15 protein-coding genes and 2 tRNA genes are annotated in these 19,955 nt (G+C 72.9%); 14 read left to right on the top strand and 3 right to left on the bottom strand.

Annotated elements, in window-relative coordinates:
- Positions 1 to 5: 5 nt before the first annotated feature.
- The 3 genes from ACWIHY_RS11285 (at position 6) to ACWIHY_RS11295 (ending at position 3,449) form a co-directional block, all read left to right on the top strand.
- Positions 6 to 932, top strand: a complete 927-nt coding sequence (locus tag ACWIHY_RS11285; RefSeq protein ID WP_454375378.1) for a DUF1906 domain-containing protein — start codon at positions 6 to 8, stop codon at positions 930 to 932.
- Positions 933 to 1,119: 187 nt separating this feature from the next.
- Entirely contained in the window at positions 1,120 to 1,686 is a 567-nt protein-coding gene (locus tag ACWIHY_RS11290; RefSeq protein WP_454375379.1) for a SigE family RNA polymerase sigma factor, read from the top strand.
- A 116-nt stretch (positions 1,687 to 1,802) separates the two neighbouring features.
- Positions 1,803 to 3,449 carry a long-chain fatty acid--CoA ligase gene (locus ACWIHY_RS11295; RefSeq protein ID WP_454375380.1) on the top strand — a complete coding sequence of 549 codons (1,647 nt, stop codon included), beginning with the start codon at positions 1,803 to 1,805 and terminating at the stop codon, positions 3,447 to 3,449.
- Positions 3,450 to 3,569: 120 nt separating this feature from the next.
- Here ACWIHY_RS11295 and ACWIHY_RS11300 read toward each other — a convergent pair whose 3' ends face one another.
- Complete coding sequence (locus ACWIHY_RS11300; protein ID WP_454375381.1) at positions 3,570 to 7,730, bottom strand: PAS domain-containing protein; 4,161 nt, start codon at positions 7,728 to 7,730, stop codon at positions 3,570 to 3,572.
- Between the two features lie 238 nt (positions 7,731 to 7,968).
- Complete coding sequence (locus ACWIHY_RS11305; protein ID WP_454375382.1) at positions 7,969 to 8,454, bottom strand: SSI family serine proteinase inhibitor; 486 nt, start codon at positions 8,452 to 8,454, stop codon at positions 7,969 to 7,971.
- Positions 8,455 to 8,648: 194 nt separating this feature from the next.
- Here ACWIHY_RS11305 and ACWIHY_RS11310 point away from each other — a divergent pair.
- Positions 8,649 to 8,739: transfer RNA gene (locus ACWIHY_RS11310), tRNA-Ser, on the top strand.
- Positions 8,740 to 8,967: 228 nt separating this feature from the next.
- Positions 8,968 to 9,040, top strand: a tRNA-Arg gene (locus ACWIHY_RS11315).
- Between the two features lie 60 nt (positions 9,041 to 9,100).
- Here the strand turns inward: ACWIHY_RS11315 and ACWIHY_RS11320 are convergent.
- Positions 9,101 to 9,748 carry a MerR family transcriptional regulator gene (locus ACWIHY_RS11320; RefSeq protein WP_454375383.1) on the bottom strand — a complete coding sequence of 216 codons (648 nt, stop codon included), beginning with the start codon at positions 9,746 to 9,748 and terminating at the stop codon, positions 9,101 to 9,103.
- Positions 9,749 to 9,834: 86 nt separating this feature from the next.
- On the opposite strand from ACWIHY_RS11320, the gene ACWIHY_RS11325 reads away from it, so the two are divergent.
- From ACWIHY_RS11325 to ACWIHY_RS11365, 9 genes are all read left to right on the top strand, one after another.
- Positions 9,835 to 10,239, top strand: coding sequence for a DUF3291 domain-containing protein (locus tag ACWIHY_RS11325; RefSeq protein ID WP_454375384.1), 405 nt, complete (start codon positions 9,835 to 9,837; stop codon positions 10,237 to 10,239).
- A gap of 37 nt (positions 10,240 to 10,276) precedes the next feature.
- Positions 10,277 to 11,164, top strand: a complete 888-nt coding sequence (locus tag ACWIHY_RS11330) for a DUF2797 domain-containing protein (protein ID WP_454375385.1) — start codon at positions 10,277 to 10,279, stop codon at positions 11,162 to 11,164.
- Between the two features lie 97 nt (positions 11,165 to 11,261).
- A complete protein-coding gene (locus tag ACWIHY_RS11335; RefSeq protein ID WP_454375386.1) occupies positions 11,262 to 11,600 on the top strand; it encodes an antibiotic biosynthesis monooxygenase family protein in 339 nt (112 codons plus the stop codon).
- Entirely contained in the window at positions 11,587 to 12,459 is an 873-nt protein-coding gene (locus ACWIHY_RS11340; RefSeq protein ID WP_454375387.1) for an amidohydrolase family protein, read from the top strand. The genes ACWIHY_RS11335 and ACWIHY_RS11340 overlap by 14 nt, the downstream gene beginning before the upstream one ends.
- A 129-nt stretch (positions 12,460 to 12,588) precedes the next feature.
- The gene (locus ACWIHY_RS11345; protein WP_454375388.1) at positions 12,589 to 13,311 is read left to right on the top strand and encodes a response regulator transcription factor; all 723 of its coding nucleotides are present in this window, start codon (positions 12,589 to 12,591) and stop codon (positions 13,309 to 13,311) included.
- A 7-nt stretch (positions 13,312 to 13,318) separates the two neighbouring features.
- Complete coding sequence (locus ACWIHY_RS11350; RefSeq protein WP_454375389.1) at positions 13,319 to 14,824, top strand: sensor histidine kinase; 1,506 nt, start codon at positions 13,319 to 13,321, stop codon at positions 14,822 to 14,824.
- Positions 14,825 to 14,886: 62 nt separating this feature from the next.
- On the top strand, positions 14,887 to 16,197 hold the full coding sequence (locus tag ACWIHY_RS11355; RefSeq protein WP_454375390.1) for a glycosyltransferase: 1,311 nt from the start codon (positions 14,887 to 14,889) through the stop codon (positions 16,195 to 16,197).
- A complete protein-coding gene (locus tag ACWIHY_RS11360; protein ID WP_454375391.1) occupies positions 16,194 to 18,272 on the top strand; it encodes an ArnT family glycosyltransferase in 2,079 nt (692 codons plus the stop codon). The genes ACWIHY_RS11355 and ACWIHY_RS11360 overlap by 4 nt, the downstream gene beginning before the upstream one ends.
- Positions 18,273 to 18,370: 98 nt before the next feature.
- Positions 18,371 to 19,882, top strand: a complete 1,512-nt coding sequence (locus tag ACWIHY_RS11365) for an MFS transporter (protein ID WP_454375392.1) — start codon at positions 18,371 to 18,373, stop codon at positions 19,880 to 19,882.
- Positions 19,883 to 19,955 lie beyond the last annotated feature (73 nt).

Raw genomic sequence — 19,955 nt, forward strand, 5'->3', positions numbered from 1 at the left:
CCCTCATGTACCTGAAGAGGATCATCGGACATGGACTCGCACTGGCCGCCACCCTCGGTGTGCTGGCCCTGCCGCAGCAGACGGAGGCACGGGACGGGACGAGGGCGCAGTCCAGAGCGCCGGCCGCGCGTACGGCGCTCTCCGCGACGCAGCTGTCCGCAATGGAGCTGTCCGCGACCGAGCTGTCCGAGACCGAGTTGGCCGCTCCCCGGACGGTGAGATTCCGCGGCCGGGCGTTCGACACCTGCAAGGCCCCGCCCGTGTCCACGCTGCGGGCCTGGCGCTCCTCCCCGTACCGGGCCGTCGGCGTCTACTTCGGCGGCCGGGGCAGGGCATGCCCCCATCAGCCCTACCTCAGCAGGCAGTGGGTGGCGGGCGCGGACCGGCTGGGCTGGCGCGTGCTGCCGATCTTCGTCGGTTCGCAGTCCCCGTGCGTGCAGGCCAGGAACAAGCGGCACGTCAGGATCGGCCGTGCGCCGTGGCGCCAGGGCAAGCGGGAGGCGAGGCAGGCGGTGCGCGCGGCGAAGGCCCTCGGCATGCTCACGGGAAGCGCGCTCTACCTCGACATGGAGGCGTACAACAGGGGAAACCGCAGCTGCGCCCGCACGACCCTCGACTTCGTCCGCGGCTGGAGCCGTGAAGTGCGCAAGTACGCCTACCTCCCCGGCTTCTACAGCAGCGCGGAGTCCGGCGTACGGCACATGGAGAGCTCGCGCCGGGCTGGGGTCGCGGACCTCCCGTCGGCCATGTGGTTCGCCCGCTGGGACGGCAAGCCGTCGCTGTACGGGGAGCGTGTCCTGGCCAAGCGGGCCTGGACCCCGCACCGCCGCATCCACCAGTACGCGGGCAACGTCACCGAGAGGCACGGCGGCAGGCGCCTGACCATCGACCGCAACTCGGCCGACGCCCCGGTCGCCCGGATCGGCCGCTGACCTGCCCGTACGTTCCCGCGCACGCCCGACGGGCCGACCCCGCCCCTGAGACGCGACCCCTACGCGGGGCCGTGCCTCCTCCACCCTCAGGAGGTGGGGCCGGCCTCACCCCTACAACCTGAGGCGGACCCGGTTTCGGGACCTGGGGCCGATCCGCGGCGCACGACCCGCTCCTAGCGTGGGAGTCATGACCACGCCTGTCTGCACCAGCGCATCCAGGGCGGCGACAAGGGCGGCGACGCCGACGCCCTACCCGTCGTTCTCCACGTACGTACGCGCCCGGGGACCCGTACTGCTGCGCACCGCGCGCTCGCTCACCGCGAATCCGTGCGACGCGGAAGACCTGCTGCAGACGGCGCTCACGAAGACGTACGTCGCCTGGGACCGCATCGAGGACCACCGCGCGCTCGACGGCTACGTACGCCGCGCCCTGCTCAACACCCGCACCTCCCAGTGGCGCAAGCGCAAGGTCGACGAGTACGCCACCGACGAGCTGCCCGAGCCCGCCGCCGCCGTCGCCACCGGCGCGGCGACCGACCCCGCCGAGCAGCAGGTGCTGCGCGACGCGATGTGGCGCGCGATCATGAAGCTGCCGGACCGGCAGCGCGCGATGGTCGTCCTGCGCTACTACGAAGACCTCAGCGAGGTCCAGACGGCCGAGGTCCTCGGCGTCTCCGTCGGTACCGTCAAGAGCGCCGTCTCGCGCGCCCTCGGCAAGCTCCGCGAGGACCCGGAACTGGCGCCGGTGCGCTGATCACTCTCTGCGGCGCTACCGATTCGTATTCCCGGAAGTAGTGACATACCGCTCGGTACGTGCGCAGAATCAGCCCACCCTTATTACTGCCGCGTAGCGCCCACCGGGAGGACGCCGTGCTGAGCACCATGCAGGACGTACCACTGACCGTGACCCGCATCCTGAAGCACGGGATGACGATCCACGGTCGCTCACAGGTCACCACATGGACCGGTGAGGACGAGCCGCAGCGCCGCACCTTCGCCGAGACCGGCGAGCGCGCGACGCGGCTCGCGAACGCTCTGCGCGACGAACTCGGGGTCGACGGCGACCAGCGGGTCGCCACCCTCATGTGGAACAACGCCGAGCACGTGGAGGCGTACCTCGCGATCCCCTCCATGGGCGCCGTACTCCACCCGCTCAACCTGCGCCTGCCCCCCGAGCAGCTGATCTGGATCGTCAACCACGCGGCCGACCGCGTCGTGATCGCCAACGGTTCGCTGCTGCCGCTGCTCGCGCCGCTCCTCGCGCACCTGAAGACCGTCGAGCACGTCGTCGTCTCGGGGCCGGGCGACCGCTCGCTCCTCGACGGCTGCGCGCCGCAGGTGCACGAGTACGAGGACCTGATCGCGGACCGCCCCACCACGTACGACTGGCCCGAGCTGGACGAACGCGCCGCCGCGGCCATGTGTTACACCTCCGGCACCACCGGCGACCCCAAGGGCGTCGTCTACTCGCACCGCTCCATCTACCTGCACTCCATGCAGGTCAACATGGCCGAGTCGATGGGGCTTTCCGACAAGGACACCACCCTGGTGGTCGTCCCCCAGTTCCACGTCATGGCCTGGGGCCTGCCGCACGCCACCTTCATGACCGGCATCAACATGCTCATGCCGGACCGCTTCCTCCAGCCGGCCCCGCTCGCCGAGATGATAGAGCGGGAGAAGCCGACGCACGCCGCCGCCGTCCCCACCATCTGGCAGGGCCTGCTCGCCGAGGTCACCGCCAACCCGCGCGACCTCTCCTCCATGGCGAGCGTCACCATCGGCGGCGCGGCGTGCCCGCCCGCCCTCATGGAGGCGTACGACAAGCTCGGTGTGCGCCTGTGCCACGCCTGGGGCATGACGGAGACCTCCCCGCTCGGCACCATGGCCCACCCGCCCGCCGGGCTCACCCCGGAGGAGGAGTGGCCGTACCGCATCACGCAGGGCCGCTTCCCGGCCGGTGTCGAGGGGCGGCTGATCGGGCCCGGCGGCGAAGTCCTGGCCTGGGACGGCGAGTCGGCCGGTGAGCTGGAGGTGCGTGGCACGTGGATCGCCGGGGCCTACTACGGGGGCGCGGCCGGTGAGAACTTCAGGCCCGCCGACAAGTTCAGCGAGGACGGCTGGCTCAAGACCGGCGACATCGGCTCCATCAGCCCCGAGGGCTTCCTCACCCTCACCGACCGCGCGAAGGACGTCATCAAGTCCGGCGGCGAGTGGATTTCGAGCGTCGAGCTGGAGAACGCGCTGATGGCTCACCCCGACGTCGCGGAGGCGGCCGTCGTCGCCGTACCGGACGACAAGTGGAGCGAGCGCCCGCTGGCCACGGTGGTGCTGAAGGAGGGCGCGACCGCGGACTACGACGAGCTGCGGGCGTTCCTCGCCGGCAAGATCGCGAAGTGGCAGCTGCCGGAGCGGTGGGCGACGATCCCGGCCGTGCCCAAGACGAGCGTGGGCAAGTTCGACAAGAAGGTGATCCGCAAGCAGTACGCGGACGGCGAGCTGGACGTCACGACCTTCTGACGGACGTACGCAACGAAACCGACGCACCCATGAACTGCTGAAGGGGCCCCGCAACGGCGCGGGGCCCCTTCAGTGCGCGCCGCCAGTGCGTGGCGGCCCTCGGCGGGCGGCGCTCACAGCTCAGTTGGTGCCGATCTTCGCGAGCAGGTCCACGATCCGGCCCTGCACCTCACCGCTCGTCGAGCGCTCCGCGAGGAAGAGCACTGTCTCTCCCGAGGCGAGCCGGTGCAGTTCGCCCTCGTCGAGTCCGGCCGAGGTGTAGACGACCAGCGGTGTGCGGTTCAACTGTCCGTTCGCACGCAGCCAGTCGACGATTCCGGCGCGACGGCGGCGTACCTGCATCAGGTCCATCACCACCAGGTTCGGCCGCATCTGCGTCGCCAGCGTGACCGCCTCGGTGTCGGTGCCCGCGCGGGCGACCTGCATGCCGCGCCGCTCCAGCGTCGCGGTGAGCGCGAGCGCGATCTCCTCGTGCTCCTCGATCAGCAGGACGCGCGACGGGTGCTGCTCGCTGTCGCGCGGGGCGAGCGCCTTCAGCAGTACGGCGGGATCCGCGCCGTACGCCGCCTCACGCGTCGCCTGCCCGAGCCCGGCCGTCACCAGGACGGGGACCTCGGCGGCCACGGCGGCCTGGCGCAGGGACTGGAGCGCCGTACGGGTGATGGGCCCGGTCAGCGGGTCGACGAACAGCGCGGCGGGGAACGCCGCGATCTGCGCGTCGACCTCTTCGCGGGAGTGCACGATCACCGGGCGGTAGCCGCGGTCGCTCAGCGCCTGCTGCGTCGAGACGTCCGGGGCCGGCCACACCAGCAGGCGGCGCGGGTTGTCGAGCGGCTCGGGGGGCAGCTCGTCGTCGACGGGCTGCGGCTGGGGCCGGTTGGCCACCTCCACGGCGCCGTTGGGGCCGTCCAGCGGCTCGGGGCCCTCGGAGCCCTCGTCGGGCGCCCCTATGGCGTACGCGCGCCCCTCGGCCTGCGCCGGCAGCCGCTGCTGGAGCGGGCCCTGGGTCTGGGTTTGCGGGCGGGCGCCGGGCTCGGCACCGTCCGGGGTCTCGGTGCCTTCGGCAGGCGTGGACTGCTCCGACCCGGGCCGCGCGGCGGCGAGCTTGCGGCGCCGTCCGGAACCCAGCGTCTGGTTCTGCTGCTGGGCGATCTGCTGGGCGAAAGGCATGCCCTGGCCGAGGGTGCGCACGCTGAAGGCGCGGCCCTGCGTGGAGTCGGCGGGCAGGGGAGCGGAGTCGGCGGGCAGGGGAGCGGAGGCGGGGGGCGGGGTCTGACCCGGCACCTGACCGGGCATCGGGGCGGCCTGGGCCGCCGCCGCTGCCGCGGGTGCCACGGGCGCTTCGGCGGGGAGGGGCTGGGCGGGCGGCAACGGCTGCGCGGCGCGCGGCTGCTGCGGTGCGGCGGCGGGCTCGGGTACCGGCGCGGGCGCGGGCGCGACGCCGTTCGCGCCGGCCTGAGCTGCCGCTGCGGCCACCGCCTCCCCGTGCTGTTCGGCCTCGTCCTCGCTCGCCGCGGGGCCCGCGAAGCCCGGAGCGGGCCAGGTCTGCGTCGTACCGGTCGTCGTGGCAGTCGCCCCACCGGGGGCTGCCGACCAGTTCGCGGGCACGGAGACGGCGCCACTGTCGTGCGCGGCGGCGGCGTCCGGAACGGAAGCGGCGGCCTGCGGCCCCGTCGCCGCCGGAGCGGGCGCGTCCGGGCCGTGTCCCGAAGTGCCGTTGGCCGCCCAGTCGGGCTGCGCCGGCTGGGCGTCGCCGCGCGCCCGGCGCCGCCCCGTCGGTGCGGGGACCGGATGCGGCTGCGGCGGAGTGTGGTCCGTGTCCGGTGGGGTGCGTACGGCGTCGTGGCGCCCCGGGAGCGAGGCGTCCGCCGCACCAGCGGCCGGCGGCACCGGCGGTACCCGGTCGGCGTCGGCCGGCGGCAGCGCGAACGGGCTGCGGGGCGCCTCGGACCGCTCCTGCGCGGGCGCGAGCGCCCGGCGCGCACGCCGCCCGGAAGTCTGCTGTCGCTGCTGGGCCTCGTTCCCCGCAGACGGAGCGGAAGGCAGGGCGGGAAGCGCGAGTACGTTCTCGTGCCCTCCCTGCTCACCGCGCCGCGCACGGCGCCCCGTGGAACCCGGTACGTCGACGGGCACGCCCTGGGGCGGCACCGTCTCCCCGAGCGCCGCGCGCCCGGTGCCGTGCGCTCCCTCGGAAGCCGTCACCACGGAGCCTTCCGAGACGGCGCCCGAAGACCCGGTGGGCGCGGCGGCGGCCGGCAGCGCGGCGCGCAGCTCTACGCCGCCACCGCCCCCCGTACGCCCGTCGCCGCCGCCCTCGACGGGACTGGGCCGCCCGCGCCTGCGCCCCGTACCGCCGGAGCCGGCAGCGGCCCCGCCCGCCGGGCCCGCGCCGTCCCCCGTCACCTGCGCCGGAATCCGCTCCTGCAGACCCGCGGCCTCCGCTTCGCCCGGCCCGGCGCGGCGCGCCCTGCGCCGTCCGGTGGGCGCCACCGCCGCGCCGTCGGAGTCCGGGGTGCCGGCCCCGGCCTGTTCGCCCTGCGTGGGGCGCTCGGCGACCGGGTCCAGGAAGGCGTCCGTGGACGACCGCCGTGCCCGCCGGCCGCCCCCGTCCGCGGGCGCCGACTGCTGCGCCGGAACCGGCGCCGGATCCGGCGCGGCCGCCTTGCCCTGCGCCGGAGCGACCGCCCCGGCGCCCGCGCCGAGCGGAACCTCCAGCACGTAGGCGTTCCCGCCCATGCCGGGTACTTCATGCGTCTGCAGTACACCGCCGTGCGCCGACACGATGCCGCGCACGATCGGCTCGTGGACCGGGTCTCCCCCGGCGTACGGGCCGCGCACCTCGATGCGTACGACCTCACCGCGCTGCGCCGCCGCGACCACGATCGTCGAGTCCGTGTAGCCGCCGCCGGGCGCCGCCGCCGGGGCCTTGCCCGTCGAGTCGATCCCGGCCACGTCGGCGACGAGATGCGCCAGCGCCGTCGCCAGCCGCCCCGCGTCCACCTCGGCCTCTATGGGCGGCGCGTGGACCGCGAACTGCGCCCGTCCGGGGCCGATCAGCTCGATCGCGCCCTCGACACCGGCCGCCACGACGCCGTCGAGCAGCACCTTCCGCTTGGCCAGCTGCTCCGTGCCCGCCGCCAGCTGCTGGAAGCCCAGGACATTGTCGACAAGAGTGGTCATCCGGGCGTACCCGGCCGCCAGGTGATGCAGGATCTGGTTCGCCTCGGGCCACAGCTGTCCGGCGGGGTCGGAGGCCAGCGTCCCCAGCTCGGCCCGCAGTTCTTCCAGCGGCCCGCGCAGCGAGTCGCCCAGTACGGCGGCCAGCTGGGCGTGCCGCCCGGCCATCTCCTCGTAGCGCTTGGTCTCGCGGGCGGTCATCTCCTCGTACCGCTTGGTTTCGCGGTCGAGCATCTCCTCGTACCGCTTGGTCTCGCGGTCGAGCACCTCTGCCTGCTTTTCGACCAGTTCGTCGTACGGCCGACGGTCGGTGAAGGTCATCACGGCGCCGACCAGCTGGTCGCCGTCCCGTACCGGAGCGGTCGTGAGGTCGACGGCGACCGGCTTGCCGTTCTTGGCCCACAGGACCTGCCCGCGCACCCGGTGCTTGCGCCCGGACTTGAGGGTGTCGGCGAGGGGCGAATCCTCGTACGGGAACGCTGTGCCGTCGGCCTTCGAGTGGATCGCGAGGGGGTGCAGCTCCTTGCCGCCGAGGTCGCTCGCGCGGTAGCCCAGTATCTGCGCGGCGGCCGGGTTGACCAGCACCACGCGTCCGTCGGTGTCGGTCCCGACGACGCCCTCGGACGCGGCCCGCAGGATCATCTCGGTCTGGCGCTGGGACCGGGCCAGTTCGGCCTCGGTGTCGACGGTCCCGGAGAGATCGCGGACGACGAGCATCAGCAGCTCGTCGCCGGTGAAGCTGGGGCGCTCCGTGTGCGACGCGTAGGCGTCCCGGCCGTCCTCCAGGTTCGCGCTGGTCACCTCGACCGGGAACTCGGTCCCGTCCGTGCGCCGCGCGATCATCCGGGTCGGCTTCGTACGCCCCTGATCGTCCTCGCCGTCGGCCCGTCGCATCGATCCGGGGATCAGCTTGGAGTCGAACATCGGGAGGAGGTCGAGCAGTCCGCGCCCGACGAGTCCGGTGCCCGGCGACTCGAACGTCTCCAGGGCGATCGTGTTGGCATTGACGACGGTGCCGTTGCAGTTGACGAGCAACAGCCCGTCAGGAAGTGCGTCGAGTATCGCTGCGAGGCGAGCAGCGCCTCGGGATGGCCTGCTGCTCACGACGACGGTTCCTCCCTGAACTACTGCACCTTGCCGACAGCCGGCCTCATTTTGCCCCTCGGGCCGCAAGCTGTCACTGGAGGGAGTCTAAAGGCAGGCGGTGGGCGCGCGACGGCGGATGAGGGGGAGCTCTCACCAAGGTTGTGTGCGCTTGGGGGCACATCGGACGGCTCGGCGCATGCCCTGACCTGGAACGAGTGCCCCGCAGCGCGACCGGGGGCGGACGGCGGGCGGGCGGTCAACGCACGCTGGGAAGCACCGGCTCCATCTCGCGCCAGCGGGAGATTTCGCAGCCATTGCCCTGATTGAACTTCGCGTCGACGCTTCGCCCGTTCCAGGTACCCGTGATCCGCGCGGTGGCCGGCCCGCCGTGCTGGTGGGTGCACATCCGGTCCTGCGGCACCGGCGCGAAGGGGTCGCCGTCCTTCCCGGCCAGCTCCTCCAGCCGGTCGCAGGCGGCCTGCGGCTCCCGGTGCGTGCCGCCGGCGGGTCCGCATTTCAGTTCGTACGTCCCATTGGCGGCCCGGTTGCCGGCCTCGGCCGTCGTCACGGTGAGCCGGTCCTGTGTGTCCCGCTTGTCCTCCGCGCTGGGGAGCACGGCCTGCTGGAGTACGTCCTGGAGCAGCGGAAGCGGGATCGGCGAGGCCGCTGCGGCCGCGCCGGGGGCGGCTGCGGACAGTACGGCGAAGGACGCGGCGGCGGTGAGGGTGAGACGGCGCAGCATGGAGGCTCCTGAGGTTCAAGAGGGGGCAGGGGCGCCCCGCACTCTCTAACGCTCCGCAGCCCCGGCCGTTGCGCAACCGCTAAGACTTTGCCCTGGCCCCCGCCTGCCTAGTACCGTGGGCTGCGATTGGTGGCACCCCGCAAGGCTGTGTCATCATCTGCACGCACCCACTCGCGCAGGCGAGAGAGTGTGCTGGAGGCGTCGCCTAGTCCGGTCTATGGCGCCGCACTGCTAATGCGGTTTGGGTCTTAAAGCCCATCGAGGGTTCAAATCCCTCCGCCTCCGCGCGTGATCACCGAAGCCCCGGTCCACTGACCGGGGCTTCGGTCATTTGGTTCACGAGGTCGTTCCACAGGTCGTTCCGTGGCCGTCCCAAGGGCGCGCCCAGAGGCGCCCGCAGGGGCGTTTTCGCAGCTCAGCACGGGTCCGGCTAATGGATTTCGCGTGACGGCACAGGTCATGTAATGTTGTTCTCGCAACGCCGACGGGGCAGAAAAAAGCCCAGGACGCCAAGCACTCGTAGCTTAACGGATAGAGCATCTGACTACGGATCAGAAGGTTGCAGGTTCGAATCCTGCCGAGTGCACAGCAGGCCGGAGGCCCTGACGAGAAATCGTCAGGGCCTCCGGTTTTTGGCCGTTGCCCGTCAATCGCCGTAGCGCCTGGCCGACTCCGCCTCCTGTGCGAGGCGTCGCAGGGCCAGCAGGGCGGGTTCCAGCAACACGGTCAGCAGGACCGCTCGTTCGGCCTGCTCCAGAGGGTCGCAAGTGTCGGCCAGTTGGTCGAGATCGAGGGTGGCGGTGCGCTCGGCGAGGGCGGCGTACGGGACGAGGGACCGCCAGTCGTAGTCCACTCCGAGTGAGCGCAGGGTCTCCAGGGTCTCGGTGACGACGGTCTTGGCCGGGGCGTGCTCCGAGACGTCCCAGCCCATTTCCGCCAGCAGCGCGTCCGCGTCCGCCGTGCCCGCCGACGGGCCCCTGTCGCCGCCCTTCTCGGCCGCCCCGGACTTCCCCGCCTCCCCGGCCGGCCTGGCCCCGAGCACGAGGCCGAGCACCTGGTGCGCGTCCCCCGCGTGCTCGGACACGGCCTTCAGCACGTCCCGCGTCGCGCCGACCGACAGTCCGCGCACGGCGATGAGGGCGCGGATCAGCCGGAGACGGCGTACGTGTGCCTCTCCGTACTCCGCCTGGGTGGCAGATGTGGGCCGTCCGGGGGGCAGCAGCCCCTCCCGGAGGTAGTGCTTGACAGTCGTGACGGGTACGCCGCTACGACGGCTCAGCTCGGAAATTCGCACCTGTTCCCTCTTTCGTCTGGCTATTGGAGAGTGTGACTCTCTAATATGGATAGTGCCACTGCCTATCCATGAAGGTGAGAAGTGCGATGCCGACACTGCCCTGGGTCACGCCCAACGCCGCTCCGCCCCACGCTCAGGCCTTCGTCATGGCCTCGCGCTTCGAAGTGCGTTCCCTGCGGGACGTACCCCGGTTCTTCTGGAAGTCGCTCGCCGCGTGGCGGCAGGTGCGGTCCGCGCCCGGAGCGTACGGCGCCTCACTCATCGCCCAGCCGACGAAGCGCGTCTTCTACACGCTGTCCGCGTGGGAGAGCCGGGACGCGCTCTACACGTACGCGAGGACCGAACCGCACCGCGGCATCATGACCGGGCTGCGCGCGACCATGCGGGGCTCGACGTTCACGTTCTGGGAAGTCCCCGCCGACCGGCTGCCGATCGGCTGGGACGACGCCAAGCGCCGCATCGCCGAACAGGCGCGGACCGACGGCGGCTGACCGGCTCGCTGTCAGAGCCGGCCGTTAGCCTCCGGGTATGAGCTGGCTGTGCGGTGGGCTGCGGTGGACGGCGGGGCGGCCGGCGCTCGCCTGGTACGGGGGCGGGGGACGCCTGGAGCACGTCGAACGCGTCAGCGGGCTGACGTACGGGGGCGACGTCGCGTTCCGGGTGTCGGGCGAGGAGCGGCTGTGCGTCGGGGCGCGCCGGAGCGGGTGTCCGCTGCGCTCCGTGGTGGCGCGGCGGAGCACCGGCGGGCAGTGCCCCGAGTGCGCGCGGCTGGACCGGTCGCGGTCGGTGGCGGCGGACACGATGGCCGACGATCCCCGGCCGTACGCCGTCTACCTGGCCTGGTTCGGCCCCGGGATGATCAAGGTCGGGATCACGGCGGAGGAGCGCGGGTCCGCGCGACTGCTGGAGCAGGGGGCCGTCGCGTTCACCTTGCTGGGGCGCGGTCCGCTGATGGCGGCGCGGCGGACCGAGGAGCTGCTGCGGGCGGCGCTCGGCGTGCCGGACCGGATCGCGTACAAGGAGAAGAGAGCCGTGCGGACCTCGTTGCCCGCGCGGGCGGAGCGGGCCCGGGAGATCGAGGAGTCGCACCGGCGGGCCGTGGCGCTGACGGGGTGGCCGGAGTCGCTGGAGCGGGCTCCGTTCGAGGCGGTGGACCACGCCGGGGCGTTCGGGCTCGACGGGCTGCGGCCGATGACCGGCGCGGTGACCGGGCTGACGCCCGGCGGGGCGGTCGTGGGGCGGCTGCTGGCCGCCGCCGGGCCCGATCTGCATCTGGGGACGGCGGACGGCGGCGTGGTGGTCCTCGACACCCGGCTGATGCGCGGGTGGGAGCTGGCCGGCGCGGAGCGCGGGGCGGCGGGCGTGAGCGTACCCGTGAAGGCCGTGGAGCGGGGCGTGCAGGGCGGGCTCTTCTGACCGGAAGGTCAAGCCGGGCAAAGCTCTGATCCCCCTTTGGATCCCGTACGGCAATGAGTCTGGACCGGGGGGACGTCCGCGGCGGAGGGTGATCGTCATGGACATCAAGCCTGTCGGGGCGCACGAACCGCCCTACTACGCGGTGGTTTTCACGTCGGTGAGAACGGACGAGGGGGCCGACGAGTACGGCGAGGCGGCCGTACGGATGGCCGAGCTCGTGAAGGAGGTACCCGGCTTCCTGGGATACGAGTCCGCCCGGACGCCCGGTGGGCCGGGGATCACCGTGGGCTACTTCCGGGACGAGGAGGCGATCGGCGTCTGGCAGCGGAACGAGGAACACCGGGCGGTGCAGCAGCAGGGCAGGGCCCAGTGGTACGCGAGTTACTCGGTGCACGTCGGCAAGGTGGAGCGGAGTTACGGCTTTGAGCGAGGCTGAGGACGTACGGCGGTTCTGGGAGCGGCTCGGGCTGCCGGGGATCATCGACGTACACACGCACTTCATGCCGGATCGGGTGCTCAGGAAGGTGTGGGCGTACTTCGACGCCGCCGGGCCGCTGACCGGCATGGAGTGGCCCATCACCTACCGGCACGAGGAGGAGGAAAGGGTCGCCCTGCTGCGGGAGTTCGGGGTGCTGCGCTTCACCTCGATGCTCTATCCGCACAAGGCGGGGATGGCGGCCTGGCTCAACGGCTGGGCGGCCGGTTTCGCGGCCCGCACGCCCGAGTGCCTGCACACGGCGACGCTCTTTCCCGAGGACGGCGTGGCCACGTATGTGCGGCAGGCCGTGGAGAGCGGGGCGCGGGTCTTCAAGTCGCACCTCCAGGTCGGGGCGTACGACGCGAACGACGCGCTGCTCGACCCCGTGTGGGGGCTGCTGGCCGAGGCCGGGATTCCGGTGGTGATGCACTGCGGTTCGGGGCCCGCGCCCGGCAAGCACACCGGTCCCGAGCCGGTCGGCCGGCTGCTGGCGCGCCATCCCCGGCTGAGGCTCGTGGTGGCGCACATGGGCATGCCCGAGTACAGCGACTTCCTCGGCCTGGCCGAGCGGTACGCGGAGGTCAGGCTGGACACGACCATGGCCTTCACCGACTTCTCCGAGCGTCTCGCGCCGTTCCCGGCGGGCGAGCTCGGGAGGCTGGCGGACCTGGGCGGCCGGATCCTGCTGGGGACCGACTTCCCGAACATTCCGTACGGCTACGCCCACCAGCTGGAGGCCCTGGAGCGGCTCGGGCTGGGGGACGACTGGCTGCGTGCCGTCTGTCACGGGAACGCGGAGCGGCTGTTCGGGCGTTGACGGGCGGGTAGGTCCGCAGGGCGGGTGCGGACGGCGCGGCGGTGGTTCTCTGCGGCGCCCCGGTGGTTTCTCAGGGGATTCACAGGAACGGGAAAGAGTGCTCTCAGGGGCGTCGCCCAGCCTGGTCCCATGCGTACCGAAATGCTCAGACCCGGCGGCGGGCCCGTGCGGGTGCTTGTCGTGGACGACGAAGCCCCGCTCGCCGAGCTGCTGTCGATGGCGCTGCGCTACGAGGGGTGGGAGGTCCGCAGCGCCGGTGACGGCGCGGGAGCGGTCCGCTCCGCGCGCGACTTCCGGCCCGACGCGGTCGTACTGGACGTGATGCTGCCGGACATGGACGGCCTCGCCGTGCTCGGACGGCTGCGCTGCGAACTGCCCGACGTCCCGGTGCTGTTCCTGACGGCCAAGGACTCGGTCGAGGACCGGATCGCGGGGCTCACGGCGGGCGGCGACGACTACGTCACCAAGCCGTTCAGCCTGGAGGAGGTCGTGGCCCGGCTCCGCGGACTGATCAGGCGCTCGGGGACGGCGGCCGCGGCCGTACGCGGCGATTCGCTGCTGGTGGTCGGGGACCTGACGCTGGACGAGGACAGCCACGAGGTCGTGCGGGCGGGCGAGGGGATCCACCTCACGGCGACCGAGTTCGAGCTGCTGCGCTTCCTGATGCGCAACCCGCGCCGCGTGCTCAGCAAGGCGCAGATCCTGGACCGGGTGTGGAGCTACGACTTCGGCGGACAGGCGAACGTCGTCGAGCTCTACATCTCGTACCTGCGCAGGAAGATCGACGCCGGCCGCCCGCCGATGATCCACACCCGGCGCGGGGCGGGCTACCTGATCAAGCCGGGTGGGTGAGCGCGCGGTGTCCCTGCGCACCCGCCTGGTGGTGTCGGCCCTCGCGCTGATCGCGGTGGTCGCGGCGGTGATCGGGGCGGTCACGGCGATCGCGCTGCACTCGTACCTGGAGCACCAGCTCGACGGCCAGCTGATGTCGTCCGTACGGCGGGCCGAGCGCGACCCCACCGAGGTGACCGGCCAGGAGCTGAGGTTCGTGGCGGCGCCCGGCCAGCCGCTGGGCACCGTCGGCGGGCGCGTCGCGGCGGACGGGACCGTGCCGGCGGGCGCGAAGAGCGTCGAAGCGCCGGGCGCCCGGCCCGAAGGGCACCTGGCCGCCCTGTCCGGCGCGCAGGCGCGGGCGCTGGGCTCGGTCGAGCGGGACGGGGAGCCGCACACCGTGGCGGTTCCGGGGCTCGGTGACTACCGGATCACCTCGACGTCCGACGGCTCGGTGGTCCTCGGGTTCCCGCTCGGCGGCGTGCAGGACACGGTCAGCACGCTGATCGTCGTCGAGGTGTGCGTCACGGCCGCCGGGCTGGTGGCCGCGGGGCTCGCGGGGACGGCGATCGTGGGCGTCGCGCTGCGCCCGCTGCGGCGGGTCGCCGCGACCGCGACGCGGGTGTCCGAACTGCCGCTGCACAGCGGCGAGGTGGCACTCCACGAGCGGGTACGCGGCCAGGAGGCCGACCCGCGGACCGAGGTGGGGCAGGTCGGCGCCGCCCTGAACCGGATGCTCGGGCACGTCGGTTCGGCGCTCGCGGCGCGGCAGGAGAGCGAGACGCGGGTACGGCAGTTCGTCGCCGACGCGAGCCATGAACTGCGCACGCCGCTCGCCTCCATCCGCGGATACGCCGAGCTCACCCGGCGCGGGCGCGAGGCGACCGGGCCCGACACCCGGCACGCACTCGGGCGGATCGAGTCGGAGGCGGCGCGGATGACGGGCCTGGTGGAGGACCTGCTGCTGCTGGCGCGGCTGGACGCGGGGCGCCCCCTGTCGCAGTCGTACGAGGCCACCGACCTCTCACCGCTGGTCGTGGACGCGGTGAGCGATGCCCGGGTGGCCGGGCGGGAGCACCTCTGGCGGCTGGAGCTCCCGGACGACCCCGCCGTCGTACACGGCGATCCGGCCCGCCTCCAGCAGGTCCTGGTGAACCTGCTGGCCAACGCACGAACGCACACCCCGCCGGGGACCACCGTCACGGCGGCCGTGCGGCGGGAGGGCGACCGCGTCCTGACGGAGATCAGGGACGACGGCCCCGGTATCGCCCCTGCCCTTCTCCCCTACGTCTTCGAGCGGTTCGCCCGCGGGGACGCGTCCCGCACGCGCCGCGCGGGGACGGCCGGAGAGACGGCTTCGACCGGCCTGGGGCTCGCGATTGTGCACGCCGTGGTGGGCGCGCACGGCGGCGAGGTCGGCGTGCAGAGCGCACCCGGTCGCACGGTGTTCGCCGTACGCCTCCCGGTCGCGGCACGGGACGCCGCGCCGGCGTCCACCGGGGGCGGCGCGCGGGCGTCCCGAAAGCCGGCCTAGCTCACAGGTGGGGCACAGGGTGATCACACCGCCCTGACAGGGGGGTTCGCGAGTGTCGGACCATGCGAACCGACACTTCAGCGGGCGCCCTTCCGGCCAGGGCGCACCTTCCGGCCGGGGAGCCGGGCACGCCCGGCAGCCGCGCCCCCGTACCCGTGCTCGACGTGGTCATCCCCGTGCACAACGAGGAGAAGGACCTCGAAGCGTGCGTGCTCCGCCTCCGCGAGCACCTGGCCCGCACCTTCCCGTACCCCTTCCGGATCACCGTCGCGGACAACGCGAGCACCGACCGCACGCCCGGCATCGCGGCCCGGCTCGGGCACGTGATGCCCGAGGTGACGTCCGTACGGCTGGAGCAGAAGGGGCGCGGGCGGGCCCTGCGTGCCGTCTGGGAGCGATCCGACGCGCCTGTCCTCGCCTACATGGACGTCGATCTGTCCACCGACCTCAAGGCGCTGCTGCCTCTGGTCGCCCCCCTGATCTCGGGCCACTCCGACCTGGCGATCGGCTCCCGGCTGGCGGGCGGTTCGAGGGTCGTGCGCGGACCGAAGCGCGAGTTCATCTCGCGTACGTACAACCTCATCCTCCGCTCCTCGCTGGCCGCGCGCTTCTCCGACGCGCAGTGCGGGTTCAAGGCGATACGCGCCGACGTGGCCGAGCGGCTGCTGCCGATGGTCGAGGACACCGGCTGGTTCTTCGACACCGAGATGCTGGTGCTCGCCGAACGCGCCGGACTGCGCATCCACGAGGTGCCGGTGGACTGGGTCGACGACCCCGACAGCACGGTCCACATCGTGCGCACGGCCGTCGACGACCTCAAGGGTGTCTGGCGCGTCGGGCGGGCGCTCGCCGTAGGCGCGCTGCCGCTGGACCGGCTCGCGCGGCCGTTCGGGGACGATCCGCGCGACCGGGCGATCGGCGGCGTCCCCGGCGGCCTGGCCCGCCAGCTCGTCGGGTTCTGCGTCGTGGGCGCGCTGAGCACCCTCGCCTACCTGGCCCTCTACTCCGTGTTCCGGGCCGGAGCGGGCTCCCAGACCGCCAACGCGCTGGCCCTGCTCCTCTCGGCGGTGGCCAACACGGCGGCCAACCGGAGGCTCACCTTCGGGGTACGGGGCCGCGACCGCGCCGTACGCCACCAGGCCCAGGGACTCGTGGTCTTCGCGATCGGGCTCGCCCTCACCAGCGGCTCGCTCGCCGCCCTCGACGCGGCCGTCGGCGCGCCCTCCCACGGCACGGAACTCGCCGTGCTCGTCGCGGCCAACCTCGCCGCGACCGTGCTCCGCTTCCTGCTCTTCCGCGCCTGGGTCTTCCCGGACCGGCGCACCGACACCCCTCACCCGGACCTCCCTCAACCGAAGAAGGCCGCACGATGACCGCACACCGAAGCGGCGACCCCCGCTGGGTCCGTCCCGCACTGGCCGGGCTGCTGCTCGCCACCGCACTGCTCTATCTCTGGAACCTCAGTTCCTCCGGTTACGCCAACTCCTTCTACTCCGCCGCCGTCCAGGCGGGCAGCGAGAGCTGGAAGGCCTTCTTCTTCGGCTCGTCCGACGCCGCGAGCTCCATCACCGTCGACAAGCCCCCGGCCGCCCTGTGGCCGATGGCCCTGTCCGTACGCCTCTTCGGCCTCGGCAGCTGGCAGATCCTCGTCCCCGAGGTGCTGATGGGAGTGGGGACGGTCGCGGTCCTGTACGCCGCAGTACGCCGCCGCTTCTCCCCCGCCGCCGGTCTGATCGCGGGCGCGGTGCTCGCGCTGACTCCGGTCGCCGCGCTGATGTTCCGGTTCAACAACCCGGACGCGCTGCTCGCGCTGCTGATGACGGTCACCGTGTACTGCGTGCTCCGCGCCCTCGAGGACGCGCGGACCAAGTGGCTGGTCTGGGCGGGCGTCGCCGTCGGCTTCGCGTTCCTGACGAAGACCCTGCAGGCGTTCCTGATCCTGCCGCCGCTCGCCGTGCTGTACGCGGTGTGCGCCCCCACGTCCGTACGCCGCCGCCTCGGCCAGCTCGCCCTCGCCGGGCTCGCGGTCGTGGTCGCGGGTGGCTGGTGGGTCGCGATCGTCGAGCTGTGGCCGGCGGCTTCCCGCCCGTACGTCGGAGGCTCGCAGACCAACAGCTTCCTGGAGCTGACTTTCGGCTACAACGGCCTGGGCCGGATCAACGGCGAGGAGACCGGAAGCGTCGGAGGCGGCGGCGGAGGCCGAGGGGGCGGCGGCTGGGGCGAGAGCGGCATCGGGCGGATGTTCAGCACGAACATCGGCGGCCAGATCTCCTGGCTGCTGCCCGCCGCGCTGATCCTGCTCGTCGCTGGTCTGGTCGTCACGTGGAAGGCGAAGCGGGCGACCGTGTCCGTTGAGAGCAGTGCCCGGGCGGCGTTCGTCGCGTGGGGCGGATCGCTGCTGATGACGGCGGCCGTCTTCAGCTTCATGGCCGGGATCTTCCACGAGTACTACACGGTGGCCCTGGCCCCGTACATCGCCGCGCTCATCGGCATGGGTACGACCGTGCTGTGGGAGGAGCGGCGCTCGCTGCTCGCGGCGGGGACGCTGGGCGCGACGGCCGCGGTGACGTCCGTCTGGGCGTACGTGCTGCTGGGGCGCACCCCCGACTACCTGCCCTGGCTGCGCTGGGCCGTGCTCGTCTGCGGTCTGGTGGCCGCGCTCGGACTGGTGCTCGCGGGGCGGGTGGACCGGCGGATCGTTCTGGGAGCGGCCGGGCTCGGGCTCGCGGCGGCGCTGGCGGGGCCGGCCGCCTACGCCGCGTCCACGGTCGCCAGTGCGCACACCGGGTCGATCGTGACAGCGGGCCCGGCCTCGCTGCGGGGCGGCCCCGGCGGGGGTGGCCCCGGAGGAGGTCCCGGCGCGGGTGAGCGCCCGGCGGGCGCCATGGGGCAGCCCCCGGGGGGCGCGGGCGGGCAGGCGGGTGCGGGGCCCCGGGGCGGCCAGCCCGGCGGCCAGCCCGGCGGTCGGCAGGCCGGCCCCGGCGGCATGACGGGCGGCGCGGCGGCCGGCGGTACGGTCCCCGGCGGTGCCCCCGGCGCCGCGGCCCGCGAAGGCGGCATGGGCGGCGCGGGCGGCATGGGCGGGCTCCTCAACGGCCAGAGCGTCGGCTCCGAGGCCGGGGCCAGGATCAGTGCCCGCGCCGAGAAGTACACCTGGGCCGCGGCGGCGATCGGCTCCCAGAACGCCGCCGGCTACCAACTCGCCACCGAGAAGCCGGTGATGGCGATCGGCGGGTTCAACGGCAGCGACCCGTCCCCGACCCTGGCCGAGTTCAAGGCGTACGTACAGAAGGGCGAGATCCACTACTTCATCGCGACCGGCGGTGGTGGCGGTGAGGGCGGGGGCCCCGGCGGCGGTAACTCGGCGGTCACGGCCTGGGTAGAGGCCAGCTTCACCAAGGTCACGGTCGGCGGGACGACCCTCTACGACCTGACCGCCCAGAAATAATTATACGGCGTACAGGACTTCCTTGTACGGTGTACGGGACGCACTCGATCCGCACGCGCAGGCGTGCCTGCCCCCGTACCCGTACAAGGAGATTCCGCATGACGGCGACGACCGCCGAGAACCGCCCCACCGCGCAAGGTCACCCGCAGCGCTGGCTGATCCTCGGTGTCATCTGCCTCGCCCAGCTCACCGTGCTGCTGGACAACACCGTCCTCAACGTCGCGATCCCCTCCCTCACCACGGAACTGGACGCGTCCACTGCCGACATCCAGTGGATGATCAACGCGTACTCCCTGGTCCAGTCGGGCCTCCTCCTCACCGCCGGCAGCGCGGCCGACCGCTACGGCCGCAAGAAGATGCTCGTCGCGGGCCTCGCGCTCTTCGGCATCGGCTCGCTCGTCGCGGGACTCGCCGAGTCCAGCGCGCAGTTGATCGCCGCCCGCGCGGGCATGGGTGTCGGCGGCGCGCTCCTGATCACGACCACCCTCGCCGTCGTCGTGCAGATCTTCGACGACACCGAGCGTGTGAAGGCCATCGGCCTCTGGTCGACGGTCAACTCGCTCGGCTTCGCGGTCGGCCCGCTGATCGGCGGCGTGATGCTCGACCACTTCTGGTGGGGCGCGATCTTCCTGATCAACATCCCGGTCGCGCTGATCGGCCTGGTCGCGGTCGTCTCGCTCGTACCGGAGTCCAAGAGCAAGCAGGGCGACCGCCCCGACCTCCTCGGAGCGCTGCTCTCGACCATCGGCATGACCGCCGTCGTGTACGCGATCATCTCCGGCCCCGAGCACGGCTGGACCTCCACCCACGTGCTGCTCTCGGCTGTGGCCGGCGTCGTCGTGCTCGGCGCGTTCGCGGTCTGGGAGCTGCGCATCCCGTACCCGATGCTGGACATGCACTTCTTCCGCAACCAGCGCTTCATCGGCGCGGTCGCGGGCGCGATCCTCGTCGCGTTCGGGATGGGCGGGTCGCTGTTCCTCCTCACGCAGCACCTTCAGTTCGTGCTCGGGTACGGGCCCCTGGAGGCCGGGCTGCGCACCGCCCCCCTCGCGCTCACCGTCGTGGCGCTCAACCTGACCGGTATCGGCGCGCGCCTGCTCCCCCGGTTCGGTACGCCCGGGACCATCGCCTCCGGCATGGCGCTGCTGTCGGCGGGCCTCGCCGCGATCGCGCTCCTCGGCGGCTCCGGCTACGGCGGAATGCTGCTGGGCCTGGTGGTCATGGGCGCGGGCATCTCGCTCGCCATGCCCGCCATGGCCAACGCCATCATGAGCGCCATCCCGCCGGAGAAGGCCGGGGTGGGCGCGGGCGTGAACGGCACGCTGGCCGAGTTCGGCAACGGCCTCGGCGTCGCCGTCCTGGGCGCGGTACTGAACTCCCGCTTCGCCGCGCTCGTACCGGCCGCGGTCGGCGCGGCCTCGCTGCCGGCGGCCCTGGCGGCGGCCGGTGACGCGGGGGAGCGGGCCCGTATCGCGGACGCCTTCGCCTCCGGGGTCGAGACCAGCCAACTGGTCGGCGCGGTCGCGGTGCTCGCGGGCGGACTTCTCGCCGCCGTGCTGCTGCGGCGGGCTGAGCGGGCAGACTCCTCCCGAGCAGCAGCAGCGGCATAGCATCGGGAGCGGGGGAGCGGACCGGATCATTCCGGTCCGTGGCCCGCCCCCGCCCCGCCGGGAGAACGAGGAG

Source organism: Streptomyces sp. NPDC055287 (assembly GCF_053646035.1).